28 protein-coding genes are annotated in these 26,714 nt (G+C 67.9%); 16 read left to right on the top strand and 12 right to left on the bottom strand.

Going from position 1 to position 26,714, the window contains the following annotated elements; genetic code table 11:
• Positions 1 to 65 precede the first annotated feature (65 nt).
• Genes IGS68_RS30915 through IGS68_RS30940 form a run of 6 tightly spaced genes read left to right on the top strand, consistent with a single transcriptional unit; the run spans position 66 to position 5,277 of the window.
• Complete coding sequence (locus IGS68_RS30915; RefSeq protein ID WP_201082871.1) at positions 66 to 1,232, top strand: ABC transporter substrate-binding protein; 1,167 nt, start codon at positions 66 to 68, stop codon at positions 1,230 to 1,232.
• A complete protein-coding gene (locus IGS68_RS30920) occupies positions 1,232 to 1,981 on the top strand; it encodes an ABC transporter ATP-binding protein (RefSeq protein ID WP_201082093.1) in 750 nt (249 codons plus the stop codon). Before IGS68_RS30915 ends, IGS68_RS30920 begins: the two co-directional genes overlap by 1 nt.
• Complete coding sequence (locus tag IGS68_RS30925; protein ID WP_201082095.1) at positions 1,974 to 2,681, top strand: ABC transporter ATP-binding protein; 708 nt, start codon at positions 1,974 to 1,976, stop codon at positions 2,679 to 2,681. The genes IGS68_RS30920 and IGS68_RS30925 overlap by 8 nt, the downstream gene beginning before the upstream one ends.
• Before the next feature lie 4 nt (positions 2,682 to 2,685).
• Complete coding sequence (locus tag IGS68_RS30930) at positions 2,686 to 3,576, top strand: branched-chain amino acid ABC transporter permease (protein WP_201082096.1); 891 nt, start codon at positions 2,686 to 2,688, stop codon at positions 3,574 to 3,576.
• Positions 3,577 to 3,583: 7 nt separating this feature from the next.
• Positions 3,584 to 4,612, top strand: coding sequence for a branched-chain amino acid ABC transporter permease (locus IGS68_RS30935; RefSeq protein ID WP_201082097.1), 1,029 nt, complete (start codon positions 3,584 to 3,586; stop codon positions 4,610 to 4,612).
• On the top strand, positions 4,609 to 5,277 hold the full coding sequence (locus tag IGS68_RS30940; RefSeq protein ID WP_201082098.1) for a cysteine hydrolase family protein: 669 nt from the start codon (positions 4,609 to 4,611) through the stop codon (positions 5,275 to 5,277). The genes IGS68_RS30935 and IGS68_RS30940 overlap by 4 nt, the downstream gene beginning before the upstream one ends.
• Here the strand turns inward: IGS68_RS30940 and IGS68_RS30945 are convergent.
• From IGS68_RS30945 to IGS68_RS30960, 4 genes are all read right to left on the bottom strand, one after another.
• Positions 5,229 to 6,062, bottom strand: a complete 834-nt coding sequence (locus tag IGS68_RS30945) for a hypothetical protein (protein WP_201082099.1) — start codon at positions 6,060 to 6,062, stop codon at positions 5,229 to 5,231. The genes IGS68_RS30940 and IGS68_RS30945 overlap by 49 nt on opposite strands.
• A gap of 256 nt (positions 6,063 to 6,318) precedes the next feature.
• On the bottom strand, positions 6,319 to 8,523 hold the full coding sequence (locus IGS68_RS30950; RefSeq protein ID WP_201082100.1) for a xanthine dehydrogenase family protein molybdopterin-binding subunit: 2,205 nt from the start codon (positions 8,521 to 8,523) through the stop codon (positions 6,319 to 6,321).
• A 40-nt stretch (positions 8,524 to 8,563) separates the two neighbouring features.
• Positions 8,564 to 9,550, bottom strand: a complete 987-nt coding sequence (locus tag IGS68_RS30955) for an FAD binding domain-containing protein (RefSeq protein WP_201082102.1) — start codon at positions 9,548 to 9,550, stop codon at positions 8,564 to 8,566.
• Positions 9,547 to 10,044: a 2Fe-2S iron-sulfur cluster-binding protein gene (locus IGS68_RS30960; RefSeq protein ID WP_201082104.1), complete on the bottom strand. Its 498-nt coding sequence runs from the start codon at positions 10,042 to 10,044 to the stop codon at positions 9,547 to 9,549. The genes IGS68_RS30955 and IGS68_RS30960 overlap by 4 nt, the downstream gene beginning before the upstream one ends.
• A gap of 200 nt (positions 10,045 to 10,244) precedes the next feature.
• Here IGS68_RS30960 and IGS68_RS30965 point away from each other — a divergent pair, with 200 nt between their 5' ends.
• The 4 genes from IGS68_RS30965 to IGS68_RS30980 all read left to right on the top strand — a co-directional run bounded on the left by IGS68_RS30965 (position 10,245) and on the right by IGS68_RS30980 (position 15,187).
• Positions 10,245 to 11,018, top strand: a complete 774-nt coding sequence (locus tag IGS68_RS30965) for a helix-turn-helix transcriptional regulator (protein ID WP_201082106.1) — start codon at positions 10,245 to 10,247, stop codon at positions 11,016 to 11,018.
• 366 nt (positions 11,019 to 11,384) lie between these two features.
• Positions 11,385 to 12,005 carry a (2Fe-2S)-binding protein gene (locus IGS68_RS30970; protein ID WP_201082108.1) on the top strand — a complete coding sequence of 207 codons (621 nt, stop codon included), beginning with the start codon at positions 11,385 to 11,387 and terminating at the stop codon, positions 12,003 to 12,005.
• A 3-nt stretch (positions 12,006 to 12,008) separates the two neighbouring features.
• Positions 12,009 to 13,010, top strand: a complete 1,002-nt coding sequence (locus IGS68_RS30975; RefSeq protein WP_201082109.1) for an FAD binding domain-containing protein — start codon at positions 12,009 to 12,011, stop codon at positions 13,008 to 13,010.
• Complete coding sequence (locus IGS68_RS30980; RefSeq protein ID WP_201082110.1) at positions 13,007 to 15,187, top strand: xanthine dehydrogenase family protein molybdopterin-binding subunit; 2,181 nt, start codon at positions 13,007 to 13,009, stop codon at positions 15,185 to 15,187. Before IGS68_RS30975 ends, IGS68_RS30980 begins: the two co-directional genes overlap by 4 nt.
• A 249-nt stretch (positions 15,188 to 15,436) precedes the next feature.
• Here IGS68_RS30980 and IGS68_RS30985 read toward each other — a convergent pair whose 3' ends face one another.
• Positions 15,437 to 16,342, bottom strand: a complete 906-nt coding sequence (locus tag IGS68_RS30985; protein WP_201082111.1) for a LysR family transcriptional regulator — start codon at positions 16,340 to 16,342, stop codon at positions 15,437 to 15,439.
• Positions 16,343 to 16,672: 330 nt separating this feature from the next.
• Between IGS68_RS30985 and IGS68_RS30990 the strand changes: the two genes are divergently transcribed.
• From IGS68_RS30990 to IGS68_RS31000, 3 genes are read left to right on the top strand one after another with little or no spacing between them, the layout of a single operon-like run.
• Positions 16,673 to 16,912, top strand: a complete 240-nt coding sequence (locus IGS68_RS30990; protein WP_201082112.1) for a hypothetical protein — start codon at positions 16,673 to 16,675, stop codon at positions 16,910 to 16,912.
• Positions 16,894 to 17,088 carry a pentapeptide repeat-containing protein gene (locus tag IGS68_RS30995; RefSeq protein WP_201082113.1) on the top strand — a complete coding sequence of 65 codons (195 nt, stop codon included), beginning with the start codon at positions 16,894 to 16,896 and terminating at the stop codon, positions 17,086 to 17,088. The genes IGS68_RS30990 and IGS68_RS30995 overlap by 19 nt, the downstream gene beginning before the upstream one ends.
• A 52-nt stretch (positions 17,089 to 17,140) precedes the next feature.
• Entirely contained in the window at positions 17,141 to 17,503 is a 363-nt protein-coding gene (locus IGS68_RS31000; protein WP_201082114.1) for a PilZ domain-containing protein, read from the top strand.
• Positions 17,504 to 17,589: 86 nt separating this feature from the next.
• Here the strand turns inward: IGS68_RS31000 and IGS68_RS31005 are convergent, their stop codons facing one another.
• The 7 genes from IGS68_RS31005 to tnpA all read right to left on the bottom strand — a co-directional run bounded on the left by IGS68_RS31005 (position 17,590) and on the right by tnpA (position 23,511).
• Complete coding sequence (locus IGS68_RS31005; protein WP_201082116.1) at positions 17,590 to 17,805, bottom strand: hypothetical protein; 216 nt, start codon at positions 17,803 to 17,805, stop codon at positions 17,590 to 17,592.
• A 27-nt stretch (positions 17,806 to 17,832) separates the two neighbouring features.
• Entirely contained in the window at positions 17,833 to 18,594 is a 762-nt protein-coding gene (locus IGS68_RS31010) for an ABC transporter ATP-binding protein (protein WP_201082117.1), read from the bottom strand.
• Entirely contained in the window at positions 18,591 to 19,583 is a 993-nt protein-coding gene (locus tag IGS68_RS31015; protein ID WP_371821962.1) for a FecCD family ABC transporter permease, read from the bottom strand. Before IGS68_RS31015 ends, IGS68_RS31010 begins: the two co-directional genes overlap by 4 nt.
• Positions 19,584 to 19,627: 44 nt before the next feature.
• Positions 19,628 to 20,653, bottom strand: a complete 1,026-nt coding sequence (locus tag IGS68_RS31020) for an ABC transporter substrate-binding protein (RefSeq protein WP_201082119.1) — start codon at positions 20,651 to 20,653, stop codon at positions 19,628 to 19,630.
• Between the two features lie 466 nt (positions 20,654 to 21,119).
• Entirely contained in the window at positions 21,120 to 22,706 is a 1,587-nt protein-coding gene (gene tnpC, locus IGS68_RS31025) for an IS66 family transposase (protein ID WP_201082120.1), read from the bottom strand.
• A gap of 77 nt (positions 22,707 to 22,783) precedes the next feature.
• A complete protein-coding gene (gene tnpB, locus IGS68_RS31030) occupies positions 22,784 to 23,137 on the bottom strand; it encodes an IS66 family insertion sequence element accessory protein TnpB (protein ID WP_158046331.1) in 354 nt (117 codons plus the stop codon).
• Positions 23,134 to 23,511, bottom strand: coding sequence for an IS66 family insertion sequence element accessory protein TnpA (gene tnpA / locus IGS68_RS31035; RefSeq protein ID WP_158046808.1), 378 nt, complete (start codon positions 23,509 to 23,511; stop codon positions 23,134 to 23,136). The genes tnpB and tnpA overlap by 4 nt, the downstream gene beginning before the upstream one ends.
• A gap of 241 nt (positions 23,512 to 23,752) precedes the next feature.
• On the opposite strand from tnpA, the gene IGS68_RS31040 reads away from it, so the two are divergent.
• From IGS68_RS31040 to IGS68_RS31050, 3 genes are all read left to right on the top strand, one after another.
• Positions 23,753 to 24,601: a glutamine amidotransferase-related protein gene (locus IGS68_RS31040; RefSeq protein ID WP_201082121.1), complete on the top strand. Its 849-nt coding sequence runs from the start codon at positions 23,753 to 23,755 to the stop codon at positions 24,599 to 24,601.
• A 69-nt stretch (positions 24,602 to 24,670) separates the two neighbouring features.
• Positions 24,671 to 24,889, top strand: a complete 219-nt coding sequence (locus IGS68_RS31045) for a hypothetical protein (protein ID WP_247881445.1) — start codon at positions 24,671 to 24,673, stop codon at positions 24,887 to 24,889.
• A 391-nt stretch (positions 24,890 to 25,280) separates the two neighbouring features.
• Entirely contained in the window at positions 25,281 to 26,567 is a 1,287-nt protein-coding gene (locus IGS68_RS31050; RefSeq protein ID WP_201082123.1) for a nucleoside hydrolase-like domain-containing protein, read from the top strand.
• Positions 26,568 to 26,714 lie beyond the last annotated feature (147 nt).

Here is a 26,714-nt window from a genome sequence, read left to right on the forward strand (position 1 = left end):
GGGCCATGCGCTTCGGCGACGCCACGGAAGAGCGAAAAAGGACAGGTATACACATGACCGGGATCATGAAGAGCTTGATCGGCGCGGCGGCCGCGGCCGTGCTCGTCACGGGCGGGTCGGCCGGGGCCGCCGACGACAAAATCATCATCGGCGGGGCGCTGTCGCTGACCGGCATCCAGGCGCCGCTCGACACGCCCGGCTTCAAGGGCGCGCAGGTCGCGGTCAAGTACCTGAACGACAACGGCGGCCTGCTCGGCAAGCCGGTCGAATTCATCAACATCGACGGCAAGTCCGATCCCGTCACGGTCGGCAACGTCGCGGTCGAACTGGTCGACCGGGGCGCCCAGATGATCCTGGCGCCCTGCGACTTCGACTTCGGCGGCCCCGCCAGCCGCGAAGCCCAGTCGGCGGGCATCGTCGGGCTCTCGACCTGCGCGTCGGACCCGCTCTACAGCGCCTGGACGCTGGGCGACAAGCAGTTCACGCTGTCCATGTGGAACACCACCATGGGGGCGGTCGCCGCGGATTTCGCGATCAAGGAGAAGGGCTGGAAGACGGCCTACGTCGTGACCGACCAGTTCATCGCCTACACCAAGTCCCTGTCCAAGTACTTCGTGGCCCAGTTCAAGGCGGACGGCGGCGAGATCCTGCTGGAAGACACCTACACCAACGGCGACAACAACTTCTCGGCCCAGCTCGCCCGCCTGAAGGCGCTGGGCAAGAAGCCGGATGTCGTCTTCGTGTCGTCCTACGGCACCGACATCGGGGTGATCATCCGCGCGCTTCGCGAAGTCGGCTACGACGCGCCGGTGCTCGGCGGCGACGCCTACGACGATCCGGCGCTGCACGCGGCACTGGGCGAGCAGATGGGCAACGACGTCTATTTCGTCACCCACACCTGGATGGGTCCCGAGGCGCATCCCGACATGCCCAAGTTCATCGGGCTCTACAAGCAGATGTTCGGCGAGGAACCCGACACGTCCTTCGTGGCGACCGGATGGGATTCCGTGATGCTGCTGGCCGAAGCCGTCAAGGCGGCCGGCTCGACCGACGGCGAGGATGTCGCCGAGGCGCTGGAGGAAGGGGAGTTCAAGCTTCTGACCGGCGACCTGAACTACGGCACCGCGGAGGAGGGACATGCGCCCGACAAGGCTGCCGTGCTGATCGAGCTGAAGGGCGGCAAGCCGCAGTTCCTCGGCTGGCGCCGTCCCGCCAGCGTCCCGGCTCCCTGATGCCCGGTTCCGCGTCCAAGGAAGTTTCTCTCAAGGCAATCGATGTCGCCGTCGAGTTCTCCGGGCTCCGCGCGCTGGACGGCGTCTCCCTGACGCTGTCCCCGGGAGAGATCGTCGGGCTGATCGGTCCGAACGGGTCCGGCAAGACGACCCTGATCAATGCGATCACGGGGCAGGTGCCGCTTGCGGGGGGCAGGGTCCTTCTCGGCGACCGCCAGCTCTCCGGGCTGGCGCCGCGCGACATCGCCCTGCTGGGGCTGTCGCGCTCCTTCCAGATCGTCCGCCTGTTCAACAACATGACGGTGGTCGAGAACGTCGAGGCCGGCGCGCTGGCGCATGGCCACGGCCTGCGGGAGGCGCGGGCCAGGGCGGAGGCGCTGCTCGACGAGTTCGGGCTGGGCGCGCGCGCGGACGATCTCGGCGGCAATCTCAGCTACGGCGACAAGCGGCGCGTCGAGATCGCGCGCGCCCTTGCGGCCGATCCGTCCTTCCTGATGCTCGACGAGCCGGCCGCCGGCATGAACGAGGCGGAGACGGAAACGCTCCTGCACAAGCTGTCGGCGCTTCCCAAGGACCGGGGCCTCGGGCTGCTGATCATCGACCACGACATGGGCCTGATCATGAGGCTCTGCGACCGCCTGCACGTTCTGGCCTTCGGCCGGACCATCGCCGAGGGCAAGGCCGCCGACATCCGGAACGATCCCGCCGTCATCGAGGCCTATCTCGGGTCGGAGGCCGCGCATGCTTGAGCTGGCCGACGTCGAGGTCCGCTACGGCGCGATCCGCGCCGTGCGGGGCATCACGCTGACGGCCGGGCGCGGCGAACTGGTGGCGCTGCTGGGAGCCAACGGCGCCGGCAAGACGTCGACCCTGATGTGCGTCGCCGGCGCGCTCAGGGCGGCGGCCGGAACGATCCGGCTGGACGGCAGGGACGTCACGTCCGCCGCGCCGGAGGCCATGGTGCGCAACGGCGTCGCGACGGTGACCGAGACCCGAGACGTCTTTCCCGACCTGACCGTCGCCGAGAACCTGACGCTCGGCAGCTACGTACGCCGGTCGGACCGCGGCGGCGTCGCCGAGGACCGGGAGAGGATGTTCGCCCTGTTTCCCAGGCTGGCCGAACGGTACGGCCAGCCGGCGGGGACGCTGTCGGGCGGCGAGCAGCAGATGCTGGTGATCGCACGGGCGCTGATGTCGCGGCCCAAGGTGCTGCTGCTCGACGAGCCGTCGCTCGGCCTCGCCCCGGTGATCGTCGATCAGATCTTCGACATGATCGGCGTCCTGAAGCGGTCGGGCCTGACCATCGTGCTGGTCGAGCAGAACGCCGCCAAGGCCCTCGCCGTCGCGGATCGCGCCTACGTGATGCGGCTCGGCCGGATCGCGGCCTCCGGGTCGGCGGCCGAGATCGGCGCGACGACCGATCTCGGCGCACTCTACCTCGGGGGATGAGGTCTTGACCTTCGCCATACAGTTCACGATCGACGTGCTCAGCCTCGGGGGCGCGTACGCCCTGATGGCGCTGGGCCTGGTCATCGTCTACGGAATCCTGAAGCTGGTGAACTTCGCCTACGGCGAGCTGATCATGGTGACCGGCTACGCGCTGTTCCTGACCGGCGGCTCCGGGCTGCCCTGGATCGTCATGGCGGCGGTGGCGGTGGCGATGGCCGTCGCCACCGGCATCCTGACCGACTACATCGCCTTCCGCCCGGTGCGCGCCAAGTCGATCACCGCCGTCCTGATCACCTCCTTCGCCTTCTCGACCCTGCTGCAGAACGCCGCGCTCCTGTTCATCTCGCCCCGGCCGCGCAACGTGCCGCTGCCGGAGCTCTTCACCCGGACGGTCGAGATCGCCGGCGTCGTCACGCCGATCCGGAACCTCGTGACGATCGCGGCCGCGGCGGTGCTGCTCGGGGTCTTCGCCTGGGCGATGCGCCGCACGGTGCTGGGCATCGCCATGCGGGCGGCGGCGACCAACTTCACCATGGCGCGGATGCTGGGCATCCCGGCCAACCTGATCATCTCGTCCGCCTTCGCGATCAGCGGGCTGCTGGCCGGCGTGGTCGGAATCCTCTGGATCGGCAGGATCGGGTCGGTCGTCCCGGGGATCGGATCGGAACCGCTGCTGATCGCCTTCATCGCGACCGTCATCGGCGGGATGCGCAGCCTGGAGGGCGCCGTTCTCGGCGGTTTCCTGCTGGCGCTGATCGACACGTCGCTGAACTACCTGCTCAGCCAGGAGCTCCTGAAGTTCCGCGACGCCTTCACCTTCGGCCTGGTCATCCTGATCCTGCTGTGGCGGCCGGAGGGCCTGCTCAAGGGTCCCGCCACCGGACAAAGGACGTGAGGGCACCATGACACGGCATTTCCTCACCGCCGCGATCCTCGGCGGCCTCGTCCTCCTGCTCGTCGGGTGCGCCGAGATCCTGGGCATCCGGGTGTTCGACCGGATCGCGATCAACCTGTGCCTCTCCCTGATCCTGGTCCTGGGCCTCCAGGTCTTCATGGGCAACTCCGGCATCCTCTCCTTCGCGCATGTCGGCTTCATGGGGGTCGGGGCCTATACCTCGGCGCTGCTGACGATCCCGATCCAGATGAAGGGCATGGCCCTGCCGGACCTCTACCTCGTCCTCAAGGGCGTCCAGCTCTCGCCCTATCTCGCGATCGGGGTCGCCGGACTGGTGGCGGCCGCGGTGGCGGCGGCGTGCTCCTATCCGCTGATGCGGCTTTCCGACGCCGCCGCGGTCATCACGTCCTTCGCCCTGCTGGTCGTCCTGCACACGGTCATGACGAACTGGAGCAACGTGACCAACGGTCCCCGGACGCTGTTCGGCGTGCCGCGCGCCACCGACCTGATCCTGGCGGCCGGCGCCGCGATCGCGGCCGTGGCCGGGGCGCTGGCCTTCAAGGAATCGCGGACCGGCCGCCTGCTGAGGGCGAGCCGCGACGACGAGGTCGCCGCCGGGGCGCTGGGCGTCCACATCCCGCACCTGCGCTGGCGCGCCTTCGTGCTGGCGGCGCTGTTCGCCGGGATCGGCGGCGCGCTCTGGGGGCATTTCATCACCTCCTTCTCGCCCAACGCCTTCTACCTGCGCGAGACATTCGTGATCCTGGGAATGCTGGTGATCGGCGGCGCCAACACGGTCACCGGAGCCGTCGTCGGAACCTTCCTCGTGACGGGCGCCTTCGAGGGGCTGCGGTCGCTGGAGGGTGCCCTGAACAGCGCCAGGATCTTCAGCGACCAGGTGATCGGCCTGACCGAGGTCGTCCTTGCCATCGCCATGATCGCCATCCTGATCCTGCGGCCGGGCGGCCTGTTCCCGTCGCGCGAGATCGGCGCCATCATCGTGAGAGCCATAGCGAAACGGGAACGATCGACATGAGCTGGAAGACCGCCTACCGCTCCTTCTACTACGCCACCGCCGAGGAGCCGGACGACATCCGGCTCGATCCGGCAACGACCGCGCTCCTGGTCGTGGACATCCAGACGACCTACCTGGAAGACAAGGAGACGCCGGAGGAAACCGAACGCTGGCGTCCGTTCTTCGAGCATATGCGGAACACCGTGATCCCCAACAACCAGCGCCTTCTGGCCGAGTGCCGGAAGCGCGGCGTCGAGGTGATCTTCGCCCGCATCGCCTGCCTCAAGGACGATGGGCGCGACCGGTCGCTGAGCCAGAAGAAACCCGGCTTCAACTACCTCCTGCTGCCCAAGGACCGTCCCGACGGGCAGATCGTGCCGGAACTGGCGCCGCAGGGCGACGAGATCGTCGTCATGAAGACGACCGACAGCGCGCTGACCGGGACGAACCTGCGTCTCCTGCTGCACAACATGGGCATCAAGGACGTCATCGTCTCCGGCATCTTCACCGACCAGTGCATCTCCTCGACCGTGAGGAGCCTCGCCGACGAGAGCTACGGCGTCGTGGTCGTCGACGACTGCTGCGCCGCCGCGACCCTGGAACTGCACCGTCGGGAGCTGGAGATCATCAACATGATCTATTGCCATGTCGTGCAGCTCGACGAGGCGCTGGGCTTCTTCGGGTGACATCGAGCGCGGTTGTCGGGCAGGCATCGCCCTTGATGGACCGGCCTGCCGCCCAAGACTCCCGCGACGCCGCCGGCGAGCGCCAAAGCCGTGATCATCAGGGCCAGTGGAGCAGGCTCGGGCACCTCGACGGCGATGCTTTCCAACGTGGCGGTGTAGCTGAGAAAGGTGTTGAAGACCGTCGGGCGGTCCGGCGTGACGGGGAAGAAGGCGTCGGCTTGTACGAAGTCGTAGAAGGTGATGCAGAACCTGTCCGCGGTCCGGACGCACTCGTAGCGGGCCGCCTGGTCGAAGACGACAATGTTCTCGTCGTCCGGAAAAAGGCTCATGCCCAAGCGGTAACCGAAACTTGCCCTGGCATCCGTGATCTCCGTGAGATCGACGGACGTGGTCGGCCCGATCGCGACCGTCTGGGAGAAGGCAGGGGACTGGGGGACGACCGGGGTCGTGATGGTCGTCCGGACCGTGGCGCCCAGGCGAACGGAAGACGATCCGGGCGATGACAGGTCCAGCGAGGCGGAACCGAGAAGTCCGGCGAGAATGGACCCGCTCTCCGGAATCAACAACTCGCCATCGGCAATCCCCCCGCCCGTCGAGGATTCGATGACGAAAGGTCCGGAGATGATCTTGTTGTCGATGAAAGCGCCTTCGGGCAGGTTCTCGAAGGTGAAACTGAGGATGGGAAGTCCTACGATCCCCCGGCCGAACAGGGGAGCCGACATGGCGGCCGGAGAAGATCCGGCGAGCACCAGAAGCGACAGCGCGATGACTTTGACGGCAACCACGGCACACCTCCGGCCGGCTGTTCGCCGCCTGCTTCGGTCGCGGCCGGCATTCGGCGCAGTATCGATCGATGTCGACCGGCCGGGGTCATGCTCATCGGTCGATCTGCCGATCGGAGATGTCGGGTCCGGGCTGCGCGTACCATGAACGGCGTACCGCGGCGACCGCCGGGCCGCCGCGGTACGCCGCGGTCGCGGATGGGGCACGGGATCCCGGTCGAACCGCGCCGGGGTTCCCGTGCCCTGCCGGCTTCCGGTGCTATCGGACCGGCGGTAGGCCGGCCAGAAGCTTGTCCGGCGTGATCGGGTAGTCGCGCACCCGCACGCCGCAGGCGTCGTGGACCGCGTTGGCGACCGCCGCTCCCGCCCCCGAGATGCCCGCCTCCCCGAGACCCTTGGCGCCCACCGGGTTGGCCTGGCGGTCGATCTCCTCGATGAAGAAGACCTCGATCTGCGGGACGTCGGCGTTCGCCGGCACGTGGTATTCGGCGAGGTCGCGGTTGACATAGGCGCCGGTCCGCGGATCGACGACAGCATGCTCGTGCAGGGCGTAGCCGATTCCCCAGATCATGCCGCCGATCGCTTGGCTGCGCGCGGTGCGGTGGTTCAGGACGCGGCCGCAGTCGAACACCGCCAGCATCCGCCGGACCCTGACCTCCCCCGTGACGGCATGCACGGCCACCTCGGCGAACTGGGCGCCGTGGGTGGACTGGCTCCAGGAGGCGGAGTTGCTCCCCGGTTCGATCGTGCCGAGGCCTTCGATCGGCGATGCGCCCACGAGTTCGGACAGGGCGACGCGCCGGTTGCCCGCGATCGCGTGGCCGTCCTTGAGGGTCATGTCGGCGGAAGCGGCGCCCATGCGGCGGGCCAGCTCGGCCACGATGTCCTCGCAGGCGAGCGCCACCGACGAGGCGCTGGACGCGGCCCCGAAGGAGCCGCCCGAACCGGAGCCGGACGGGTATTCGCTGTCGCCCAGCCGGACGTCGATTCCCTCCACCGGAATGCCGAGCGCCTCGCCGGCGACCTGGGCCAGGATCGTGTAGGTGCCGGTGCCGAGGTCGGTCATGTCGGTTTCGACCGCCGCGCGCCCGTCCGGACCGAGACGGACGCGTGCGGTCGCCTTGGCCAGGAAGTTGACCCGCGAGGCGGTCGCCATGCCGTGGCCGATCAGCCAGTCGCCTTCGCGCCGCCGCTCGCGTTCGGCCCAGCCGAACCTGCGGGCACCCTCGTCGTAACAGTCGACGAGCCGTCGGGTGGAGAACGGCTTTCCGGTGGACGGATCGACCGACGGCTCGTTCAGCTTCCGGAACTCGATGGGATCGAGGCCGAGCTTCTCCGCCATCTCGTCCATCGCGCATTCCAGCCCCAGCATGCCCACCGCCTCGCCCGGTGCCCGGACGGGTCCGCGGGCGGTGAGGTCCACCTGGGCCGTGCGGGTCGTGAAACTGCGGTTGGCGCCGGCATAGAGCGCCACCGCGCCGAGGGCGACCGGCTCGAAGAACGCCGAGGCGCCGGCCTTCTGCCCGACCAGGCTGTCCTGGCCGATCGCGGTCAGCCTGCCGTCGGGGCCGGCGCCGAGGCGGATCCGCTGTATGGTCTCGCTCCGGCCATAGGTGGCATGGAAGGTCTGCCGGCGCGAGAGGGCGACCTTGACCGGGCGGCCGAGCCGCCGCGCCGCGACGGCGGCGAGGAGCATGTCGGCGGTCGCGGTCTTGCCGCCGAACCCGCCGCCGATGAAGGGCGACAGGATCCGGATGTCCTCGGGCCGGATGCCGAGCGACCGGGCGATGATGGCGATGCCTCCGGTGACGAGCTGGACCGGCGCGCGCAGCGTCAGCCGGTCGCCGTCCCAGGACGCGATGCTGCCGTAGGGCTCCATGGCGGCGTGGACCTGGGTCGGCGTGGTGTAGGTCACGTCCAGCGTCACCGGAGCCTCACGCATCGCCGTCTCGATGTCGCCGACGACGGTGTCGGGCAGCAGGGCGCCCTCGGGCGTCGCGAGCGCGTCGTCCTGCCCGTCCCGGATGTCGAAACGTCCGGGGATCGCCTCGCACCTCACGGTGACGGCCATGGCTCCCGCCCGCGCCGCCTCGAAACTCTCGGCGATCGCGACCCCGACCACCTCGCCGTAGCTGCCGATGGTGCCGTCGTACAAGGGCGCGTCCGGACGGCCGAAGACGGGCGTGTCCCGCGGCAGCGAGCCGTCGCCGGCGATCACGTCGATCACGCCGGGCAGCGCGCGGGCCGCCGCGGTGTCGATAGACGTGACGCGCCCCTTGCCGACCGGCGCCGTCACGGCGACGCCGTAAGCCAGGTTGCCGACGGGATGTTCGAGGGCGTAGGTGGCCGCGCCGGTGACCTTCGCGATCCCGTCGATCCGGGGGACGGGCCGCCCGAGCACGCCCTGGACGCCGCGGTCCAGGGCCATGCCGGCATGCTTCGAGTTCATCTGGTACCGGGTCATGGTGCACTCCTCCAGTGCCGGGGAGAGGAAGCCGGGGCGGTCATGCCGGCGTCCCGGTCAGGTCGCGCAGGCAGGCGACCAGCGTGCGGCGCGCGAGCGGGATCTTGAAATCGTTGCCGCCGTGCCCTCTTGCGTCGGCCAGCAGGGCGTCCGCCGCCGCCTCGAACGTCTCGGCGGCGGGTTCCCGGCCGATCAGGGCCCGCTCCGCCGCCGGGTCGCGCCACGGCATGGTGCCGAGCCCGCCGAACGCCAGGGCCGCCCCCGCGATGCGGCCGTCCCGCACGTCAACCGCACCCGCCACCGACACCAGGGCGAAGGCGTAGGAGGCGCGGTCGCGGACCTTGCGGTAGAGCTGGCGGCCGGGCGGGGGCGGGGGCAGCTCGACCCGGGTGATCAGCTCGCCGGCGGACAGAACCGTCTCCACGTGCGGCGTGTCGCCCGGCAGGCGGTAGAGGTCGGCAAGGGGGATGCGCCGCTCCGTCCCGTCCGGCCGCAGGGTGACCAGGGTGGCGTCGAGCGCCCGCATGGCGACGGCCATGTCGCTGGGATGGCTGGCGATGCAGTGCCCGCTGGTGCCGAGGACGGCCATGATGCGGTTGAAGCCGCCGATCGCGTCGCAGCCGCTGCCGGGGACGCGCTTGTTGCAGGCGGCGTCCGTGTCGTAGAAGTAGTAGCAGCGGGTGCGTTGCAACAGGTTGCCGCCGGTCGTCGCCTTGTTGCGGAGCTGGCCGGAGGCGCCCGCGAGCAGCGCCTGGCTGAGCATCGGGTAGCGGGAGATCACCCGCCGGTCGGCCGCGAGGTCGCTGTTGGGGACCAGGGCGCCGATGGAGAGGCCGCCGTCGGCCCGTTCCTCGATGTCGGCCAGGGGCAGGCGGCTGATGTCCACCAGCCGGTCCGGCGTCTCCACCTGCAGCTTCATCAGGTCGAGCAGGTTGGTGCCGCCGGCGATGAACCGCGTGCCCGGCGTGGCGAAGCCGGCCGCGGCCGCCTGCGGGGTGTCGGCCCTGGAATACTCGAACGTCCTCATGACTCCGCTCCCGCCGCGTCGCGGATGGCATCGACGATGCCGGGATAGGCCGAGCAGCGGCAGATGTTGCCGCTCATCCGCTCCGATATCTCGGCGTCGTCGAGCCGGACGGAACCCGGATCGGCGGTGACGTGGCTGGGCCAGCCCTTGCGGACTTCGTCCAGCATGCCGACCGCGGAGACAATCTGGCCGGGCGTACAGTAGCCGCACTGGTAGCCGTCGTGGCGGATGAAGGCGGCCTGCACGGGATGCAGCGCCTCGGCCGAGCCGATCCCCTCGATCGTGGTGATGTCGTCGTCCTGGTGCATGACGGCGAGCGTCAGGCAGGAATTGATCCGCCGCCCGTTCACCAGCACCGTGCAGGCGCCGCACTGGCCGTGGTCGCAGCCCTTCTTGCTGCCCGTCAGGTCCAGGTGTTCGCGCAGCAGGTCGAGCAGCGAGGTCCGGATGTCCGGATCCAGGTCGTAGGAGCGACCGTTGATCGTGAAATGCATCGGAGTCACCCTTGTGGTGGATGTCCTGGAACGCTGGCGGCTTCTGTTGGCTCCGCCGCCGGTGTGACCGTCCCGGATTGGTCACCGCGTTCCGCACCAACATTGGGCAGGTGCCGCCCGCGGAGAAGGCCTGGTATTATCCTGGGACAGGGGCGTCCCATGCTGGGATCCGGCCCGTCGTCGAGGAGCGTGCCGCGACCATGGCGGACCCGAGCAGAAGCGAGCTGGCCGATTTCCTGCGATCGCGGCGGGAACGCCTCACTCCCGAGGAGGTCGGGCTTCCCAACGGTCGCCGCCGCCGCACGCCGGGCCTGCGCCGCGAGGAAGTGGCCGAGCTGGCCGGGATCGGCGTGGATTGGTACGTCCGGCTGGAGCAGGGAAGGGATGTCAGCCCGTCGCTGACGACGATCGACGCGCTGGCGCGCGTCCTGCGCCTGGGCAGCGCCGAGGCGGCCCACCTGCGCGCCCTGGCTCGCCCGGCCGGAGCCGCCGCCTGGCAGCGGGAGACGGTCCCGGAGCCGCTTCGGCGCCTGATCGAAAGCCTCAACCTGCCCGCCTACATCACCGGCCGGCGCTGGGACATCCTGGCCTGGAACGACGCGGCGTCGGACATCTTCGGTTTCGACCGGATGAAGGAGGAGGACCGGAACGGCGTACTCTATATCCTGACCGACCCGGCCGCCCGGCACTTGCTGGGTGCCGCCTGGGCCGACGAGGCGAGGCGCATGGTCGCGCAGTTCCGCGCGACGCACGACCTGCTCGCGGGCGATCCCGCCTTCCTCGACCTGCTGGAGCGGGCGCGGGCGGGCTGCCCCGAGATCGCGGAGTGGTGGCCGGAGCACGACGTCCGCGATGCCGGGGGCGGGCGCAAGGTCATGAACCATCCCGAGCGGGGGCTGCTGCGCTTCGAGTACGCGACTTTCCAGTCGACCGACGATCCGGCGCTCAAGCTGATCCTGTACACGCCGGTATGAGACCGTTCCGGCGTATCCTCACGCCAGGAGGCGGACCGGGTCCTCGCCGCCCGCGGTCGCCGCTCCCAGGCGGCGGTCGGCGCTGACGCCCCGCGCAACCGCTCAGCCGGCCCCTCCCTCTTCCGGGGCGGACCCTTCGGCTCGCGGGTCCGGGTGCGCGAGGGCGCGATCGACATGGCTTCCGCCGACCGCCGCCGTCACCGCTACGTCATCCGGCCCATCCCGATTGCGAAGCACAGCTTACCGGTCTGAGCAGGACATGGCGGCTTATCCTGCCGGACGCCGTGAATTACTGTCGATCAGCCGCGACCTCAAGGCGCCTGTCCCACAGGCGGCCCATGTCTTGCCCTCATCCAGGGAGTTCAGATGTCGAACCCGCAAGATAGGCAATTTCTCGAAATCACGCGCCGACAGGTTCTGGAAGCCGGAGCCGCCGTGTCGTTGACCGGCACGATGCTGTCGGCATCGGGGCATGCCCAGCAAGCCGGCCCGCGGACCTCGCCGGAAAACGGCATGACCGTCCGCGTATCCTTCAACGTCAACGGCCGCCGGACGACGTTGGAAATCGATGCGCGGGCATCCTTGCTGGACATGCTGCGCGAGCGGCTGGGCCTCGTCGGTGCCAAGAAAGGCTGCGATCATGGCCAGTGCGGCGCCTGCACGGTCCTGATGGAGGGCCGACGGGTCGTGTCCTGCCTGACGATGGCCGCCAAAGCCGATGGCCGCGACGTTACCACCATCGAAGGCATAGCCGGGCCGGACGCCCTTCATCCCATGCAGCAGGCGTTCATCGATCACGATGCCTTGCAATGCGGGTACTGCACGCCCGGCCAGATCATGGCTGCGATTTCCTGCGTCAGGGAAGGTCACGCTTCGACGCCGGAGCAGATCAAGGAGTACATGAGCGGGAACATCTGCCGGTGCGGTGCCTATGCCGGCATCGTCGCGGCGATCGAACAGGCCGCTCCCCGGATCGAGCGGAGCTGAGCCATGAAACCGTTGTCCTATGTTCGCGCCGGAACGGCCCGTGAAGCGATCGAAGCCTTCGCCGCCGCCGGGGAAGGGGCCCGCTACATCGCCGGCGGCACCAATCTCTACGATCTGATGAAACTCGGCATCGAGCAGCCGTCGCACCTGATCGACATCGCCGCGCTCGAAGGCGCCGACCGGATCGATACCGGCGGCGATCGGCTGTTCTTCGGGGGCGCGGCGCTGATGGCGGACGTCGCGGAGGATCCGGTCGTACGCCGCGACTATCCCGTGCTGGCGGACAGCCTCTCGAAGGCGGCCTCCCAGCAACTGCGCAACATGGCGACCGTCGGCGGCAATCTGCTGCAACGGACGCGCTGCGCCTATTTCAGGAACGGCGCGAACGGCGCCTATCCGTGCAACAAGCGGGTGCCGGGCTCCGGCTGCGCCGCGATCGGCGGGCTTGATCGATCTCAGGCCGTGCTGGGGGCAAGCGAGGCTTGCAACGCCGTGTCTCCCGGGGATTGGCCCGTCGCGCTGACGGCGATGGATGCCGCGATCGAACTGCAAGGCGCCGACGGGACGCGGGTCATCCCGATTTCCGAACTCTATCGGCCGCCCGGCGGAACGCCGCATCTCGAATTCAGCCTCAGCCGGGAGGAGATCGTCACGGGCATCTCGGTGCCGAAGACGCCGGCCGGCCGGAACTCCACCTATCTGAAGGTACGTGACCGCGAATCCTACGCATTCGCGCTCGCTTCCGCCGCGGTGGCGCTGGACATGGACGGGGACCGCGTGCGCCAGGCGCATGTGGCGCTCGGCGGGGTGGCCACCCGGCCCTGGCGGGCACGCGGGACCGAGGCTCTCCTGCGCGGCCGGGACCTCGACCGGGAGCTCGCGCTGGATGCGGCCAGGGCGGCCTTTGCCGATGCCCGGGCCGGTCGCCACAACGCCTTCAAGATCGAACTCGGCGCGCGAACCCTTGCCGACGCCATCATGACTGCCGGGAGCAGGACCCCATGACACCGAACCGCACCGCTGACCGTCCCAGGTTCGATGCCCGTGAAAAGGTGCTCGGCCGTGCCTTGTATGCCGCCGACCAGGCGTTTCCCGGGCTGCTTCACGCGATGACCGTGCCCGCGACGATCGCCAAGGGCCGGATCCTGTCCATCGATACTGCCGCGGCCCGCGCTGTCCAGGGGGTCGTGCGTATCTTCACGCATGACGATTTCTCGCGGATCAGGACGACGCCCGCGACCCGCGGCGCCTATGGGCAGCCGGGAAAAGGCTACCAGCCCATGACGGTACCGCAGGTCCGCCACCGGGGCGAACCGGTCGCCCTGGTGGTCGCCGAGACGCTGGAGGCGGCGATCGAAGGAGCGGAAGCCGTGACGGTGCGCTATGCCGAAGAGCCTTTCAGCGCGCTGATGGAGGACGGCCTTGCGGGCCCGGAGGCGGAGGTCGCCCGCCAGCACCGGTCCGGCGATGCCGAGGCCGCCTTCGCCGGTGCCGCCCATGTCGTCGATGTGGAGTATCTGCATCCCCAGCAGCACCACAATCCCATCGAGTTGATCTCGACGACCGCCGCCTTCGAGGGCGGTACGCTGCGGATCTACGAGGGAACGCAGGCCGCGGCGGCCTTCGCCGGCGGACTGGCCGGCATGATGGGAATGGAGCCTCAGGCGCTTCGAGGCGTCAGCCCGTACACGGGCGGAGGGTTCGGCCAGAAGAACGGCGTCCAGGAGCAGAGCGTGCTGGTGGCGAGCGCCGCCCTGCTCCTTCGCCGCCCGGTCAAGCTCGTCATGCCGCGGGGCCAGCTGTTCCACACGGCATCCTATCGTCCGCGCAGCCGGCATCGCGTCCGCCTCGCGGCGGACGGCAGCGGCCGCCTGCTGGCCGGCATCTATGAAACGGTGCAGCAGAATAGCCGGTATGACGGATTCGCCAGCGATCACGGCGCCAATCCGCCGCGCATGTATGATTATGGCGCATGGCGGGGAAGCGAGCGCATCATTCGGGTCGACAGCCAGACGCCCGGACATCAGCGCGCCCCGTACGAGCATCCGGCCAGCTATGCCACCGAATGCGCCATCGACGAACTCGCCGGGGCGCTCGGCATGGATCCCGTCTCGCTGCGCCTCGCCAATGACGCCCGGCGTGATCCGATCACCGGCAAGCCCTTCTCCTCCCGCCATCTTGCCGAATGCCTGAGGCGCGGGGCCGCGCTGTTCGGCTGGGACCGGCGGAGGAGCGTGCCCGGCACGCTGGCGGCAGGCAACGGCGACCTCATCGGCCTCGGCGTCGCCTGCGGCAGTTACAAGGCCGCGATGACGCCATCGGTCACGACGCTCCGGCTCTCGGCCAGCGGCAGATGCGAGATCGCGACGTCGGGCCACGAAATGGGGCAGGGCTTGCGCAGCGTCATCGCCGAGGAGCTGATCGACGTCCTCGGCGCGGACCCCGGCAGGATCGAGATCAGGATCGGTGACACCGGCCATGCGCCCCAGCATCTCACCGCGGGTTCCTGGGGCGCGGGAAGCGCGGCGCCGGCGGCTCGGGCCGCCGCCTTGAGGCTGCGCGAGGAGCTCGTCCTCTTGACCGGGGCGGCGCTGTCGGAAGAGCCCGTCCATGTCCAGCTCGCCCGGACCCGGCGCCCCTTCCTGGAAGTGACGGTCGATACCGTGCCCCTTGGCAAGGACCGGCAGGCGATCGAGCAGCTGAGACGGGGCGTCCTCGCCACGACCGGGCCCGAATATCCCGACTTCCTCGCATTCAGCTGGATCGCGCATTTTGCCGAAGTCCATGTCGAGCCCTCGACGGGGCGCGTGCGTGTCGAGAGGGTTGTCAGTGTCGCCGACTGCGGACGGGTCATGAACCGCCGCACGGCGGAAAGCCAGGTCCGCAGCGGCGTGGTCTGGGGCATCGGTGCCGCCCTGCGCGAGGTCGGCGAGATCGACCCGCGGTTCGGCGGCGCGCTCAACAACGACCTTGCGGAATATGTCGTGCCGGTGAACGCCGACATAGGCGCGATCGATGTCGATTTCATCGACGAGCCGGACATCCAGCTCAACATATCGGGCGTCAAAGGGCTCGGCGAGGTGGCCATGGTCGGCGCGGCCGCAGCCATCGTCAACGCCGTCCACAACGCGACCGGAAAAAGGATCCGGCATTTGCCGATCCGCGTCGAGGACCTGCTCTAGAGCGGTCCCCGATCAGGTTGAACCGCTTCGGTCCTCGCAGCCGGCCGTTCCACTCGCCGCCCTGTGTTGCGCCATGGGCGCAACCTACGGCTCGATGCAGGGCGGGGGTGATGCAGGCCCGACGATCGTAGGTTGCGCCCATGGCGCAACGCATCTGATCGGCTGCCCCAGGCGGATCGACCTGATCGGGCACAGCTCTAGGCCCCGCAGCCGACCACGCCCGAAGGCTGGCGCGCCGGTGCGTTCGCGTCAGCCGCCGGCCTGCCAGTCGTAGGCCTTCATGTGATCGAGGAACGCCCGCATTGCCGCGCTCGGAAGGCGGCGGCTGGGGTAATACAGGAACCAGTGCGGCAGGGTGGGGCTCCAGTCCCGGAGAAGCTCCACCAACCGGCCGCCGCGGATATGGGGCTTCGCATAGTCGTCGAGTACGTGGGCGATGCCCCTGCCGGCCAGGGCGGCCTGAAGCTCGTTATGCACGGTGCTGAACGTCAGGCGTCCGGCGGGGGTGACCTCCAGCTCCTCGTCCCCATCGACGAACCGCCAGGCCGCGAGGGTGCCCCCGGGAAACCGGCGCCTTATGCAGTCATGGTCGACGAGATCATGCGGCGTTCTCGGCAGGCCCCGCCGGTCGATGTAATCCGGTGAAGCCACGATCGCATATCTGAGCGATGGTCCCAACGGGATCGCGATCATGTCCTGCGCCAACTGCTTGCCGAACCGGACGCCGGCATCGAAACCCTGTTCCACGATGTCGATCACCGCCGCATCGCTGACGATCTCGATCTTCACCTTGGGGAAGACATCCATGAAGTCGAACACGAGGGGGCATAGGAGATGATCGACGGCCGGAGCCGGCGCATTGATCCGCAAGGTTCCCGATGGACTGTCCCTCAGCTCATCGATCTCGGCGATCGCAAGCTGGATATCGCCCAGGGCCGGGGCCAGGCGATCAAGGAGGCGCTGCCCTGCCTCCGTCGGCGATACGCTCCTCGTCGTCCGATTGAGGAGCCGGATCCCGAGGGACTCTTCCAAGGCGTTCATGGTTTGGCTCAGGGCCGATGACGAGACGCCCCGTTCGAGCGCCGCGGCGCGAAAGCCGCCACAGCGTACGATCGCCGCGAACACGTCGAAACTGTCCAGTCGAACCGGGTTCATTGCGAAGTGTGCCTAATCAAGATAATCATGTTTGGCGATCTTATCAGCGCAATCACGCCGTGTCATGGTCGTGTAGCCGGCAGTGCGCCCTGATCGCCGTGTCTTCCCGATATGGCTCGGTCCGCCGGGAGGCGAAGCCTCCGGCGGGTTCGGTGCGGTCCGGTACCCGGTAGGCCGGGTTCACGGTTTTTTAGTATTCTAATGTTCAATTTGTCATACGGCTTGTCCGCTCGAGCGGGGGTCGATGCCTGTCATCCGGAGCCGGTCTCAATAGACGCCTGTATGGTCCGAGGCGGTGCGGCATTTCCAGTCACTCCTCCGGGCGAGCCCATGACGAATCACGTGAGAATCGACAATCTGGGCATCGGGTACCGGACGCTGACGGCCGGCGAGATCGAACGGGCGCTCGCCCTGCATCTGCGCTACGTACAGGGGCAGCGCGGCGGCATGCGGGTTTGCCTGAAGTTCTGCGATCTCTCGAGAGCCAACCTGGCGGGCCGCATCCTCGCTGGTCGACGAACTTCGGCAAGGCGCGCCTGGTCCGCGCGAACATGGCCGGCGCCGACCTGACCGAGGCGCGCCTGCAAGACAGCGACCTGATGCAGGCGGACCTGCGAAACGCGATCCTGCGCGGGGCCGTGATGACGGACGCGGTGATGACCCTGGCGGACCTGCGCGGTGCCGACATCCGGGACGCGGACTTCCGCGGCGCCAGGGACCTCAAGCTCTCCGGGCCGATCGCCTGACGCGGGCGGTGATGGCGCGGGAGGACCTAGATCGGCAAGCAGGAGGCAGCACATGGTTCTGGATCCACCGCCTGAGCGTCGCCGGGCCCCGCGCCACCTGGGCGATGGCTACCCGCTCCGGATCGGCCGTCATTCGGCCCGCCTCGTCGACTGGTCGGCGACCGGCGTCGGCCTCCAGGTCAAGGAGGAGGTCGACGGATACCGGATCGGCGACCCGACGACGCTCAGCATACACAGCGAGCTGACCCATGGCGTTGCCGTGTTTCCTGCCGTCATCCGGCGCGTCGATGCCGCGGAACGCGTCGTCGGAGTCGACTTCGCCGAGGACGCCGAGACCGCGGTGCGATTCCTGGTGGCCACCGTCGGCGACGTCTCCGAGGCCGTCCCGGAGGACAGGGGCGGCGAACCGCGGTAGAAGCCTCGGCTTCCTGCTCGTCCGCTGCACGGCCCGCTGCCCGAAGTGAACCGTACCGGGTTGACCGGAGGCCGGTTCGGTTCGGTTCAGTCACACCGCCATGGCAACGTGCTCGCTTTGAGCATGGTGGCGCGCCTCGGCGGCAGGGAGCGTCCGAGGTCGAGCATGCGGTTCAGGACGATGACGGCGATCCGGGCTTCGACCTTCCGGGCCGACCGGGTGGGCGAGCGCAAGGTGTCGCCGATGAAGCTCTCGTATCGGCTCAGCGCGCCCTCTGGCCCGGTCCTGGATCGTCGGCTCAAGGTCGGACGGTAGCCGGGCGGCGTGCCCTAGCGCACATAGTGGATATGGGGCCGCGCCGAGTGGTCGTGCCGCTCGATGCGCGCCTCGACCGAGAAGACGCTCCTCAGCAGGTCCTCGGTCAGCACGTCGGCCGGGTGTCCGGACGCGACGACCCTGCCCTGCCTCAGGACGACCAGCCTGTCGCAGAACATGGCGGCGTGGTTGAGGTCGTGAAGCGCGATGATGCTGGTCACCGGAAGGCCGGAAACGAGCCTGAGGAGGCCGATCTGGTGCTGGATGTCGAGGTGGTTGGTCGGCTCGTCGAGGATCAGCTCCCTGGGCGTCTGCGCCAGCGCCCTCGCGATGTGGGCGCGCTGCTTTTCGCCGCCCGACAGGCTTTGCCAGGGGTCGTTGCGTTTCCCCGTCATGCCGGCCTTCGCCAGCGCGTCCTCGACCGCCTCCTCGTCGGCCGACGACCAGCCCGAGAACATGGAACGGTGCGGAAACCGGCCGAGCTTGACGACGTCGACGACCTTCAGGTTGGCGTTCGTCGTCGCGTGCTGCTCGACGAAGGCGACGCGCTGGGCGATCGACCGGCGCGAGATCGCCCGGACATCCTCCCGGTCGAGCATGACCCGACCGGAATGCGGCTGCTTCAGCCCGGCGAGCAGGCGCAGGAGCGAGGTCTTGCCGGACCCGTTCGGCCCGAGCAGGCCGAGCATCTCGCCCGGTCGGGCCTCCAGGGAGACCGCATCCAGCACGGTCTTGCCGGCGATCCTCCACGTAAGCTGTTCGGCAGCGATGCTCATGACGCGCGCTGGAACCGGTAGAGGATGAGCGAGAAGAAGGGCACTCCCACCAGTGCCGTGACGACGCCGACCGGGAGCGTCTGCTGCGGAATCAGGACCCGCGACGCGATGTCCGCCAGCACCATGAAGATAGCGCCGGCGATCGCGCAGGCCGGCAGCAGCCGGATATGCGTCGGCCCCACGAAGTAACGTGCGGCATGCGGCACGACAAGGCCGACGAAGCCGATCGAGCCGACCATGCTGACGATGGTGGCCGTCATCAGCGCGGTCAGGGCGAAGAGCGTGATCCGCGCCCGACCGACATTGACCCCGAGCGCCGACGCCGCCTCGTCGCCGAAGGCGAAGGCGTCGAGGATCCGCGCGGCCATGAGGCAGGCCGCGAGGCCCAGGCCCACGACGATGGAGACCAGCACGAACTCGGGCCAGCGCACTCCGCCGAAACTGCCGAGCAGCCAGAACATCACGTCGCGCGCCTGCTGCGCATTGCCCGTGGTCGTGACGATGTAGGACGTGGTGGCGTTGAACAGCTGGGATGCGGCGACGCCGGCCAGGATCGTGCGGTCGGCACCGCCACGCGTGCCGTTCGACAGCAGCGCGACGAACAAGAAGGCCGCGAAGGCTCCGGCGAAGGCGCCCATCGACAGCGAGAAGGCTCCGGACCCGATTCCGAGGATGACGATCGCGACAGCGCCGGAGGAGGCGCCGGCCGAAATTCCGAGGACATAGGGTTCGGCGAGCGGATTGCGCAGGAGCGACTGCATGATCGCCCCCGACAGCGCCAAGCCGGCGCCGCAGAAGGCCGCGACCAGCGCCCGGCTGAGCCGGTAGTCCCAGATCACGGTCTCATGGATGCGACTCAGTTCGACCGACGTCCATCCCAGCCGGTTGGTCACGGCGGACCACGTCGTGGAGAGGGGGATCGGCAGGTCGCCGATGCCCACGCTGATCCCGACGACGAGGGCGATGGCCAGCAGGGACGCCAGGAACATGCCTCCCAGGGCGGTCAGCCGGCCGGTCACCTGCCGTGTCCCGGTCACTTCACCAGACCGAGCGTCTTCAATTGCCCGGCCACCTGCTCGGCCCCGTAGAGGGTGCGGACGGTCGGGTTCATCGCTTGGCCGTCCATGACGACCATGGCCTTGTTCTTGACCGCAGGCATTTGGCTGACGGCCGGGTCGGTGGTCAGGAACTTGATCTTGGCTTCCGACCTGTCGAGGTCCCACCTGTTGCGGTCGAGGCTGGCGACGACGATGACGTCGGGATTCGCGGCTATGATGCCCTCCCAGCCGAGCGTCGGCCATTCGGCTTCCGTCGTGATGGCGTTGGTGCCGCCGAGCAGATCGACGATGAAGCCGGACGCCCCGTTCTTGCCGCCGAGATAGGCGTCGGCGGACGGCGACGGGCTCGAGAACCAGAAGACGTAGGAGAGTTTCCGGTCGGCTTTCGGGGCGGCGGCGCGGAGTGCCGTCTCGCGCGCCTTGAAATCTGCGATCAGCTTTTGGCCGCGATCGGCGACGTCGAAGATCCGCGAGAGCTCGTCGATCTCCCTGTAGAGCAGGTCTATGTTCCAGAGCTGCGCGCGGCTGCCGTACACGTCCTTGGCGCCTTGGGTATCGAGGCATGTGCTGGGCGACAGGTAGGTCGGGACGCCGACCTTGTCGAAATCCCCGCGCTTGGCGACCTTGCTGTTGGGGCCGAGCAGGCTGGGCAGCGCCGCCGCGACGAAATCCGGGTCTTCGGCAAGGATGGATTCGAAGGTCGGGAACTCGACGGTCAGGAGCTTGACCTTCGCGTTGGCCTCGGCAAGCTGGGGCAGGACCGCGCTGGGCCAGAAGGCGGTGCCGACCATCCTGTCCTCAAGGCCGAGGAGCAAGAGGATCTCGGCGCTGTTCTGGCCAAGGCCGATCGCCCGCGCCGGAGCCTTCCGGAAGGTGACCTGGGTTCCGCAGTTCTCGACGGTCAGCGGATAGCGCGTCGGGTCGGCGAACGAGGGGGGCGCGCCGAGGCCGATCATGGCGAGCAGGCCGGCAACGGTCAGGAGTGATTTCAACGGGTTCATGGGAGTGTCCTAAGCCGGGTGGTCCTCACGGTGGGGCGACGATCGTCCGCCTGCTGCCGCGGACTGAACCGTCGCGCCCGGCGACGGCACGATGCCCGAAGAAACAGGGAATGTTTCCGGGGCATCCCCCCTGAGCCCTCGGCCCCGTGGTGCCTTCGGATGGATCCGCCTGGAGGCGCACATCCAATAATGCGACTGCGTCGCAGAAACAAGTGGTTTCTGTCCGTCGGCGAAGGCCCGGCCGGGCGGCGCGAACGCAGCCCGGTCATCCGCCGTTCCCGGATCGCCGCCCCGCCTATCGGGCCGGCCGCCGCGCCGCCGCGATGGTGCCGGCTCGGGCAACGGGCGCCGACTTGCAAAGTAAACCAGCGACGAAGGCACCTACTCGAGCGCCGTCACGCGCGCAGATTCCCGATGGTGGGCAGCGGGAGGATTTGCCGATGGGAGAGACCTCGGCGCGGCCGGATCAGGCGGCGGCAGTGTGAGGAGCGATGTTCATGCGGCCTGGATCGGCGGAACTGCTGGCGTCGGGCGGTCGCCAGTTGAACGGCAGCAAGGTATCGAGCGCCTGGATCTTGATCCGTCCGATCCGGCCGATGACGTCGGTCAGGTAGGCTTCCGGGTTGATCCCGTTCAACCGGCAGGTTTCCACCAGGCTGTAGATCACGGCGGCGACTTTGCCGGCAGCATCCGAGCCGATCACGTTCCAGTTTTTCCTGCCGATGGCTATGCCGCGCAACGCCCGCTCGGCCGTCAGATTATCGATTTCCAGCGTGCCATCGGCGGCGTAGCGCGCCAAGGCATCCCACTGTGCGTTCATGTAGCCGAGTGCCTTGGCCAGTTCGCTGCGCGGCGCCACCTGGCTCAGCCGCTCGGTCAGCCAGGCCCGCAGGACATCGAGCAGCGGCACCGCCTCGCTCTGGCGCACCGCCAGGCGTTCCGCGGGCGGCAGCCCGTAGATTCGCCGCTCGATGCGGTACAGCGCGGCAATCTGCTTCACGCCCTCGCCAGCAACCGGCGAGCCCTTGGCGCGCACCAGATCGACCAGCTTGCGCCGGGCGTGGCCAAGGCAGCCGGCCTCGACCATGGCACCATCCCGGTACAGGTGATCGAAGCCGGAGAAGGCATCGGCCTGCAGGGTGCCGGTGAAGCCCGCCAAGTGCTGGCCCGGATGCTTGCCAGCGCGTCCGGCGGAGAAGCGGAACACCGCGATCGAGGGTTCGCTGCCGCCGCGCGGCCGGGTGTCGTCGGCATAGACCCAGAAGCGGCCGTCGTGAGTGCCGGAACGGCCCGGATTGAGAACGGTCACCGGCGTGTCGTCGGCATGGATCTTGGTCCGCCGGATCAGCAGTTCGAGCAGGCGGTCGGCAATCGGCGCCAGATCGCGCGCGGCCGCTTCGACCCAGCCGTACAGGGTGGTGGTGGCGAGCAGCACGCCGAACCGGGCGTAGTGCGCCGCCTGCCGGTGCAGCGGCATGTGGTTGAGGTACTTGGCGATGACGACCTGGGCGATGGTGCCGGCGGTGGGCAGGCCGCGCTCGATCGGCCGGTCGTCAGGAGCCGGAGCCTGGGCCAGTTCACCGCAGGTCCTGCAGGCGAACTTGGGCCGGACCGTGACGTGAACCTCGGCATGGGCCGGCACGAGGTGGAGCTGTTTGCTCTCGTCCTGGCCGATCCGGGCCATCTCCCGGCTGCAGCACGGGCACTGCGTGCTGGCGGGCAGGATCTCGCGGGTCACCCGCGGCAGACTGTCGGGCAGAGGACGCCGACCCCCGCGGCTGCGGCGGTGCCGTCCGGTCGTGTCCTCGCCCGAGGGTTCCGCCTCGCCGGGATCGGCCGGGGCAGGTGCTGCCGTGTCGAGCAGGCTGAACTGATCCGGGCTCATCTTCTCCGAGGAACGGCCGAAGATCCTGTGGCGCAGAACCGCCAGGAACGTCTCCAGTCGTTCGTTCTCGCGCGTCAGCACCGCGACCCGACGTTCCAGCACGGCGATCCGCTCGAGCGGATCATCCTTCGGGTTCGCAGGATTGCTGTCGTGCCGGGCATCATCCATGTAAAGAAAGTATCCGCGCCGCCCCTCGTCGTAAACCGCAGCAGAAGCAGTAACATAGAAGTAATGCAGGCTTCTGTTCAGACGATAAGCAGGGGCTTCGCGATGGGTTTTGTCTTGGCTGATCGCCAGTCCAGACCGTCAACGAGCAGCGACATCTGGGCACGGCTGATCGTCACGATGCCATCCGCCGGGCTTGGCCAGATGAACTTTCCCTCGGTCAGGCGTTTCTGCATCAGCAGAAAGCCGGTGGTGTCGTACATTAGAACCTTGATCGTGTGCGCCGAACGCCCTCGGAAAACGAAAAGATGGCCACTGAAGGGATCCTGGAGCAGCACCGTCTGGATCTGTGCGGCAAGGCCGTCGATGCCACGGCGCAGGTCGGTCCGACCCGCCGCCAGATAGACACGCACGCCATCCGGCAGCCCGATCACGAACGCCTCTCGACGACGTCGAGCAGCCGGCCCAGGGTCACGGCGTCGAAGCCACGCCCAACCCGGAGGACGCTGCCCCCCTTCAGAACCAGTTCGATCCGGTCATCCCACGGCTCCGAAACACTCACCGCCGGTTCGGCGACATGGACCGCCAGAAACGTCGCCACGGTCTCCGATCCGGCCGATGATGTCAGGGCATCGGCGGCCTGCGCTTTGAGCCGGGAGTTCCAGTAGCCCAACGTGCCTGCCTTCAGCCCATGACGCTCGCTGTACAGCCGCAGCGACAGGCCGCTGCTCTTCCAGCCCGCCACGTGATCCCGCCAGAACTGCTCACGGTCTCCCAAGTGCCCGCCATCGGCCATCGCAGCCTCCATCGATTTCCTGTCACCAGGAAAGCTCGGCTTCAACAGACAGGCGGAAAAGGTGCCTTCGTCGCTGGTTTACCTTGCAAACAGGCCCGGCACTCCTATTTTCCGTGCCTGCGACATCACGCCGATCGCCCCGGGCCGGGGGTGGAACGAGCCCGTGTCATTCGAGGCCATGCATCCGGCGCCGGCGCAGCTTCCGGCGTGACGCCGGTTTCCCTATCCGAAATCCTCCGTAGCCAGAGATTGGATGCCTGTGTCCCTTCACTTCCTGATCGTTGCCAGCGAAACGCCGGATCAAGCCGAAGCACGCCGTCGATCCGTAGGCGCCGCGTCGCACGAGACCTACGCCTCGACCGTGCGCTCGCTGGCCGGCGGCGCGTCGATCGACTTCGTGTCTTGCGTGGATGGGTCGAGAACGCCGTCCCCTGCGGAGCTTCGTCGTTACGACGGCATCTTCTTCGCCGGCTCTCCGATCCAGATGCACGATGACAGCGGGGAAAGCCGTTCGGCCGCCCGCTTCGCGACGGACGTGTTCGAGTCCGGAACGCCCGCGTTCGGATCCTGCGCGGGCCTCCAGATCGCGGCCGTCGCTGCGGGAGGGACGTGCAAGCCGCGCGAGACCGCGTTGGAGGCCGGTTTCGCCCGGGGGATCACCGCGACGGACGCCGGGCGCGACCATCCGCTCCTGCGTGGGCGGCCGATCGTCTGGGACGCTCCGGCCATGCATTTCAGCGTCATCGACACCATGCCGCCAGGCGGCGTCGTCCTGGCAAGAACGAAGAGCACCCCGATCGAGGCGGCGGAGATCAGGTCGCGGAACGGGATGTTCTGGGGCGTGCAGTACCATCCCGAGCTGACGGTCGCCGAGATCGCCGCATCCCTGCGCAGGCAGGTGGACGACCTCATCGCTCAGGACATGGCGAGGGACGGTGCGGCCATCGAGTCCTACGCAGCTTTGCTGGACGAGTTGCACGACGACGCCGCGCGCAGGGACATCGCCTGGCGGATCGGGATCGACGACGAGATCACCGATGAGAAGAAGCGAACGAGCGAGCTGCGCAGCTTTCTCCATATGCTGCAAGCTTCGCGTTCCTGATCTGAGGCCGGGCGCGGCCAAGCCCTGTACCGCCGGCGCGGTTCGTCGGTCGAGCCGGTGTTCGGGCAGATGAAGGAGCGCCAGGGCGCCGCCCGCTTCGGCATGCGCGGGCCCGACCCTTGCCGCGGCGAGTGGCGGCTCGACGCCGCTGTCCACAACCTGCGAGAACTACACCGGGATCCTGTCCGCCGCGCGGAAGGTCCAGGGACGACGTGCCAAGATGGCCGGAAAGGCGGCCTGAAGCCGCCCCTTTTGCGCCGTTCCATGGCTCCGGACCAGCCCAGGTGAGCCATCGAACCCAGGCAGCAACAGGCTCCCTGAGGTGCCCGCTTGTTCGGGCGTCCGTCCGGGGCGGTTGCCGTGCTCTCCGCGCCAGCCGCAACGCTTCCATCGCCTGATGATTCCAGCGCAATCCGGAATCGAGGAATGGAACAATAATCCTGCGGGAAAGCATCGCTCAGGCTTGGCGGGAACCAATGTTTTCTTGATAAGAGCGCAATTCGGTGATCTTGTTCCAAACAATATAAACTTCATTGACATCCAATTTTAACATATCGCTTGTCCTTCAATTCACTCTGGTAGCGTTAATCCGATCTTAACCATCTGAAAACACATTTTGCTCTCCGTCGGATTACTTGTCGTTCCGGTGGGCGTGTCAACTTACCCGGAGAGCATAGGCATGGCTTTGCCCAGAATTTTCATCTCGACCGACCTGAGGCTTGAAGCGCAGGAGAAGGACGATGTTCAGTCCCTCGTCCATGCGCTGATGTATCAGGACAAGATGAACATCGTCGGCATCGCCGGAACCGCGTCCAAGTTCAACACCCAGGACGGCCTGGTCAGGGACATCGATGCCGTGATCGATGTCTACGGCAAGGACCTTGCCAAGCTGCGCGAGCACAGCCCTGCCTTCAAGTCCGTCGAGGACCTGAAGAAGGTAAGCCATCAAGGCGCCACGGACACCGCGCCTCCCAAGGGATATTCCAAGGCGACGGACTCGTCCGAGGCCATCGTCGCCGAAGCCAGGAAGGCCGCCGCCGCGGGCGAGAAGCTGAACGTGCTCACCTGGGGAGGGGAGGCGGACATGGCGCAGGCGCTGCACGACTCTCCCGGCATCGCCAAGCACGTCCGGCTGTTCAGCATCGATACGCAGGACATCCACGCCAAGAAGTACCTGCTGGACAACTTCAAGGGCAAGCTGGACATGTGGGTCGATAACATGACCACGTTCCGGGGCACCTACGGCACGCCGGAAAGCGGCTCCATGATCAAGGGCTGGCACGAGGCGAACGCCAAGGGCCACGGAGCCCTGGGAGACTTCTTCTCGAAGGTGTCGAGCAACATCTTCAACAAGTCCGGCGTCAAGATGGGCGATAGCCCGACCGTTCTCCGCTTCCTCGACGGGGATCAGGACGACCCGACCAAGGAAAGCTGGGGCGGGGAATTCCGCAAGGTGTCCGACGGCTACTATACGGACCTCAAGGGGCAGGGCTTCGACCGTCCCGGCACCCAAGGGGCCAGGACGGTCTACGAGCACCGCGACGAGTGGCTCGAAGACTTCGCCGGACGCTTCGATTGGCTGAAGGGCAAGGGACCGGCCCCTCTCCCCCATCCCGGAAAAGACGACGTGATCACCGTCAAGGCTTCGGGCGACCACTACAAGGGCAATCCGAACTTCGTCGTCAAGGTTGACGGCAAGACGCTGGATTTCACCAACAAGGTGACTGCCGTCCACGACAAGGGCCAGTGGCAGACCTTCACCTACAAGGGCGACCTGGACTCCCCGGGCATCCAGGAGCGGGAGGTCGAGATCATCTTCGACAACGATGCCTGGAACGGAAGGACCGGGGGCAATGGATCCGACCGGAACCTCTATATCGACGAGGTTTCGTTCAACGGCCAAGTCAACGACACGGATGCCGTGTTCAAGTGGAACAGCACCAAGTCATGGCTGTTCGAGGTCTGATGCCATGCCCGTTCCATTCCGACCGCCGGGATGGAACGGCGCCGCCGCTGTTGGCAGGGGAGGCGGCTGCGGGCGACCAACGGCGGGAGCGGACGGCGGCACGGAACCGCCGCCGTCCGCTCCCGCCCGAACGTGAAAGGCATGGGA

Source organism: Skermanella sp. TT6, from assembly GCF_016653635.2.
Classification (GTDB): domain Bacteria; phylum Pseudomonadota; class Alphaproteobacteria; order Azospirillales; family Azospirillaceae; genus Skermanella; species Skermanella cutis.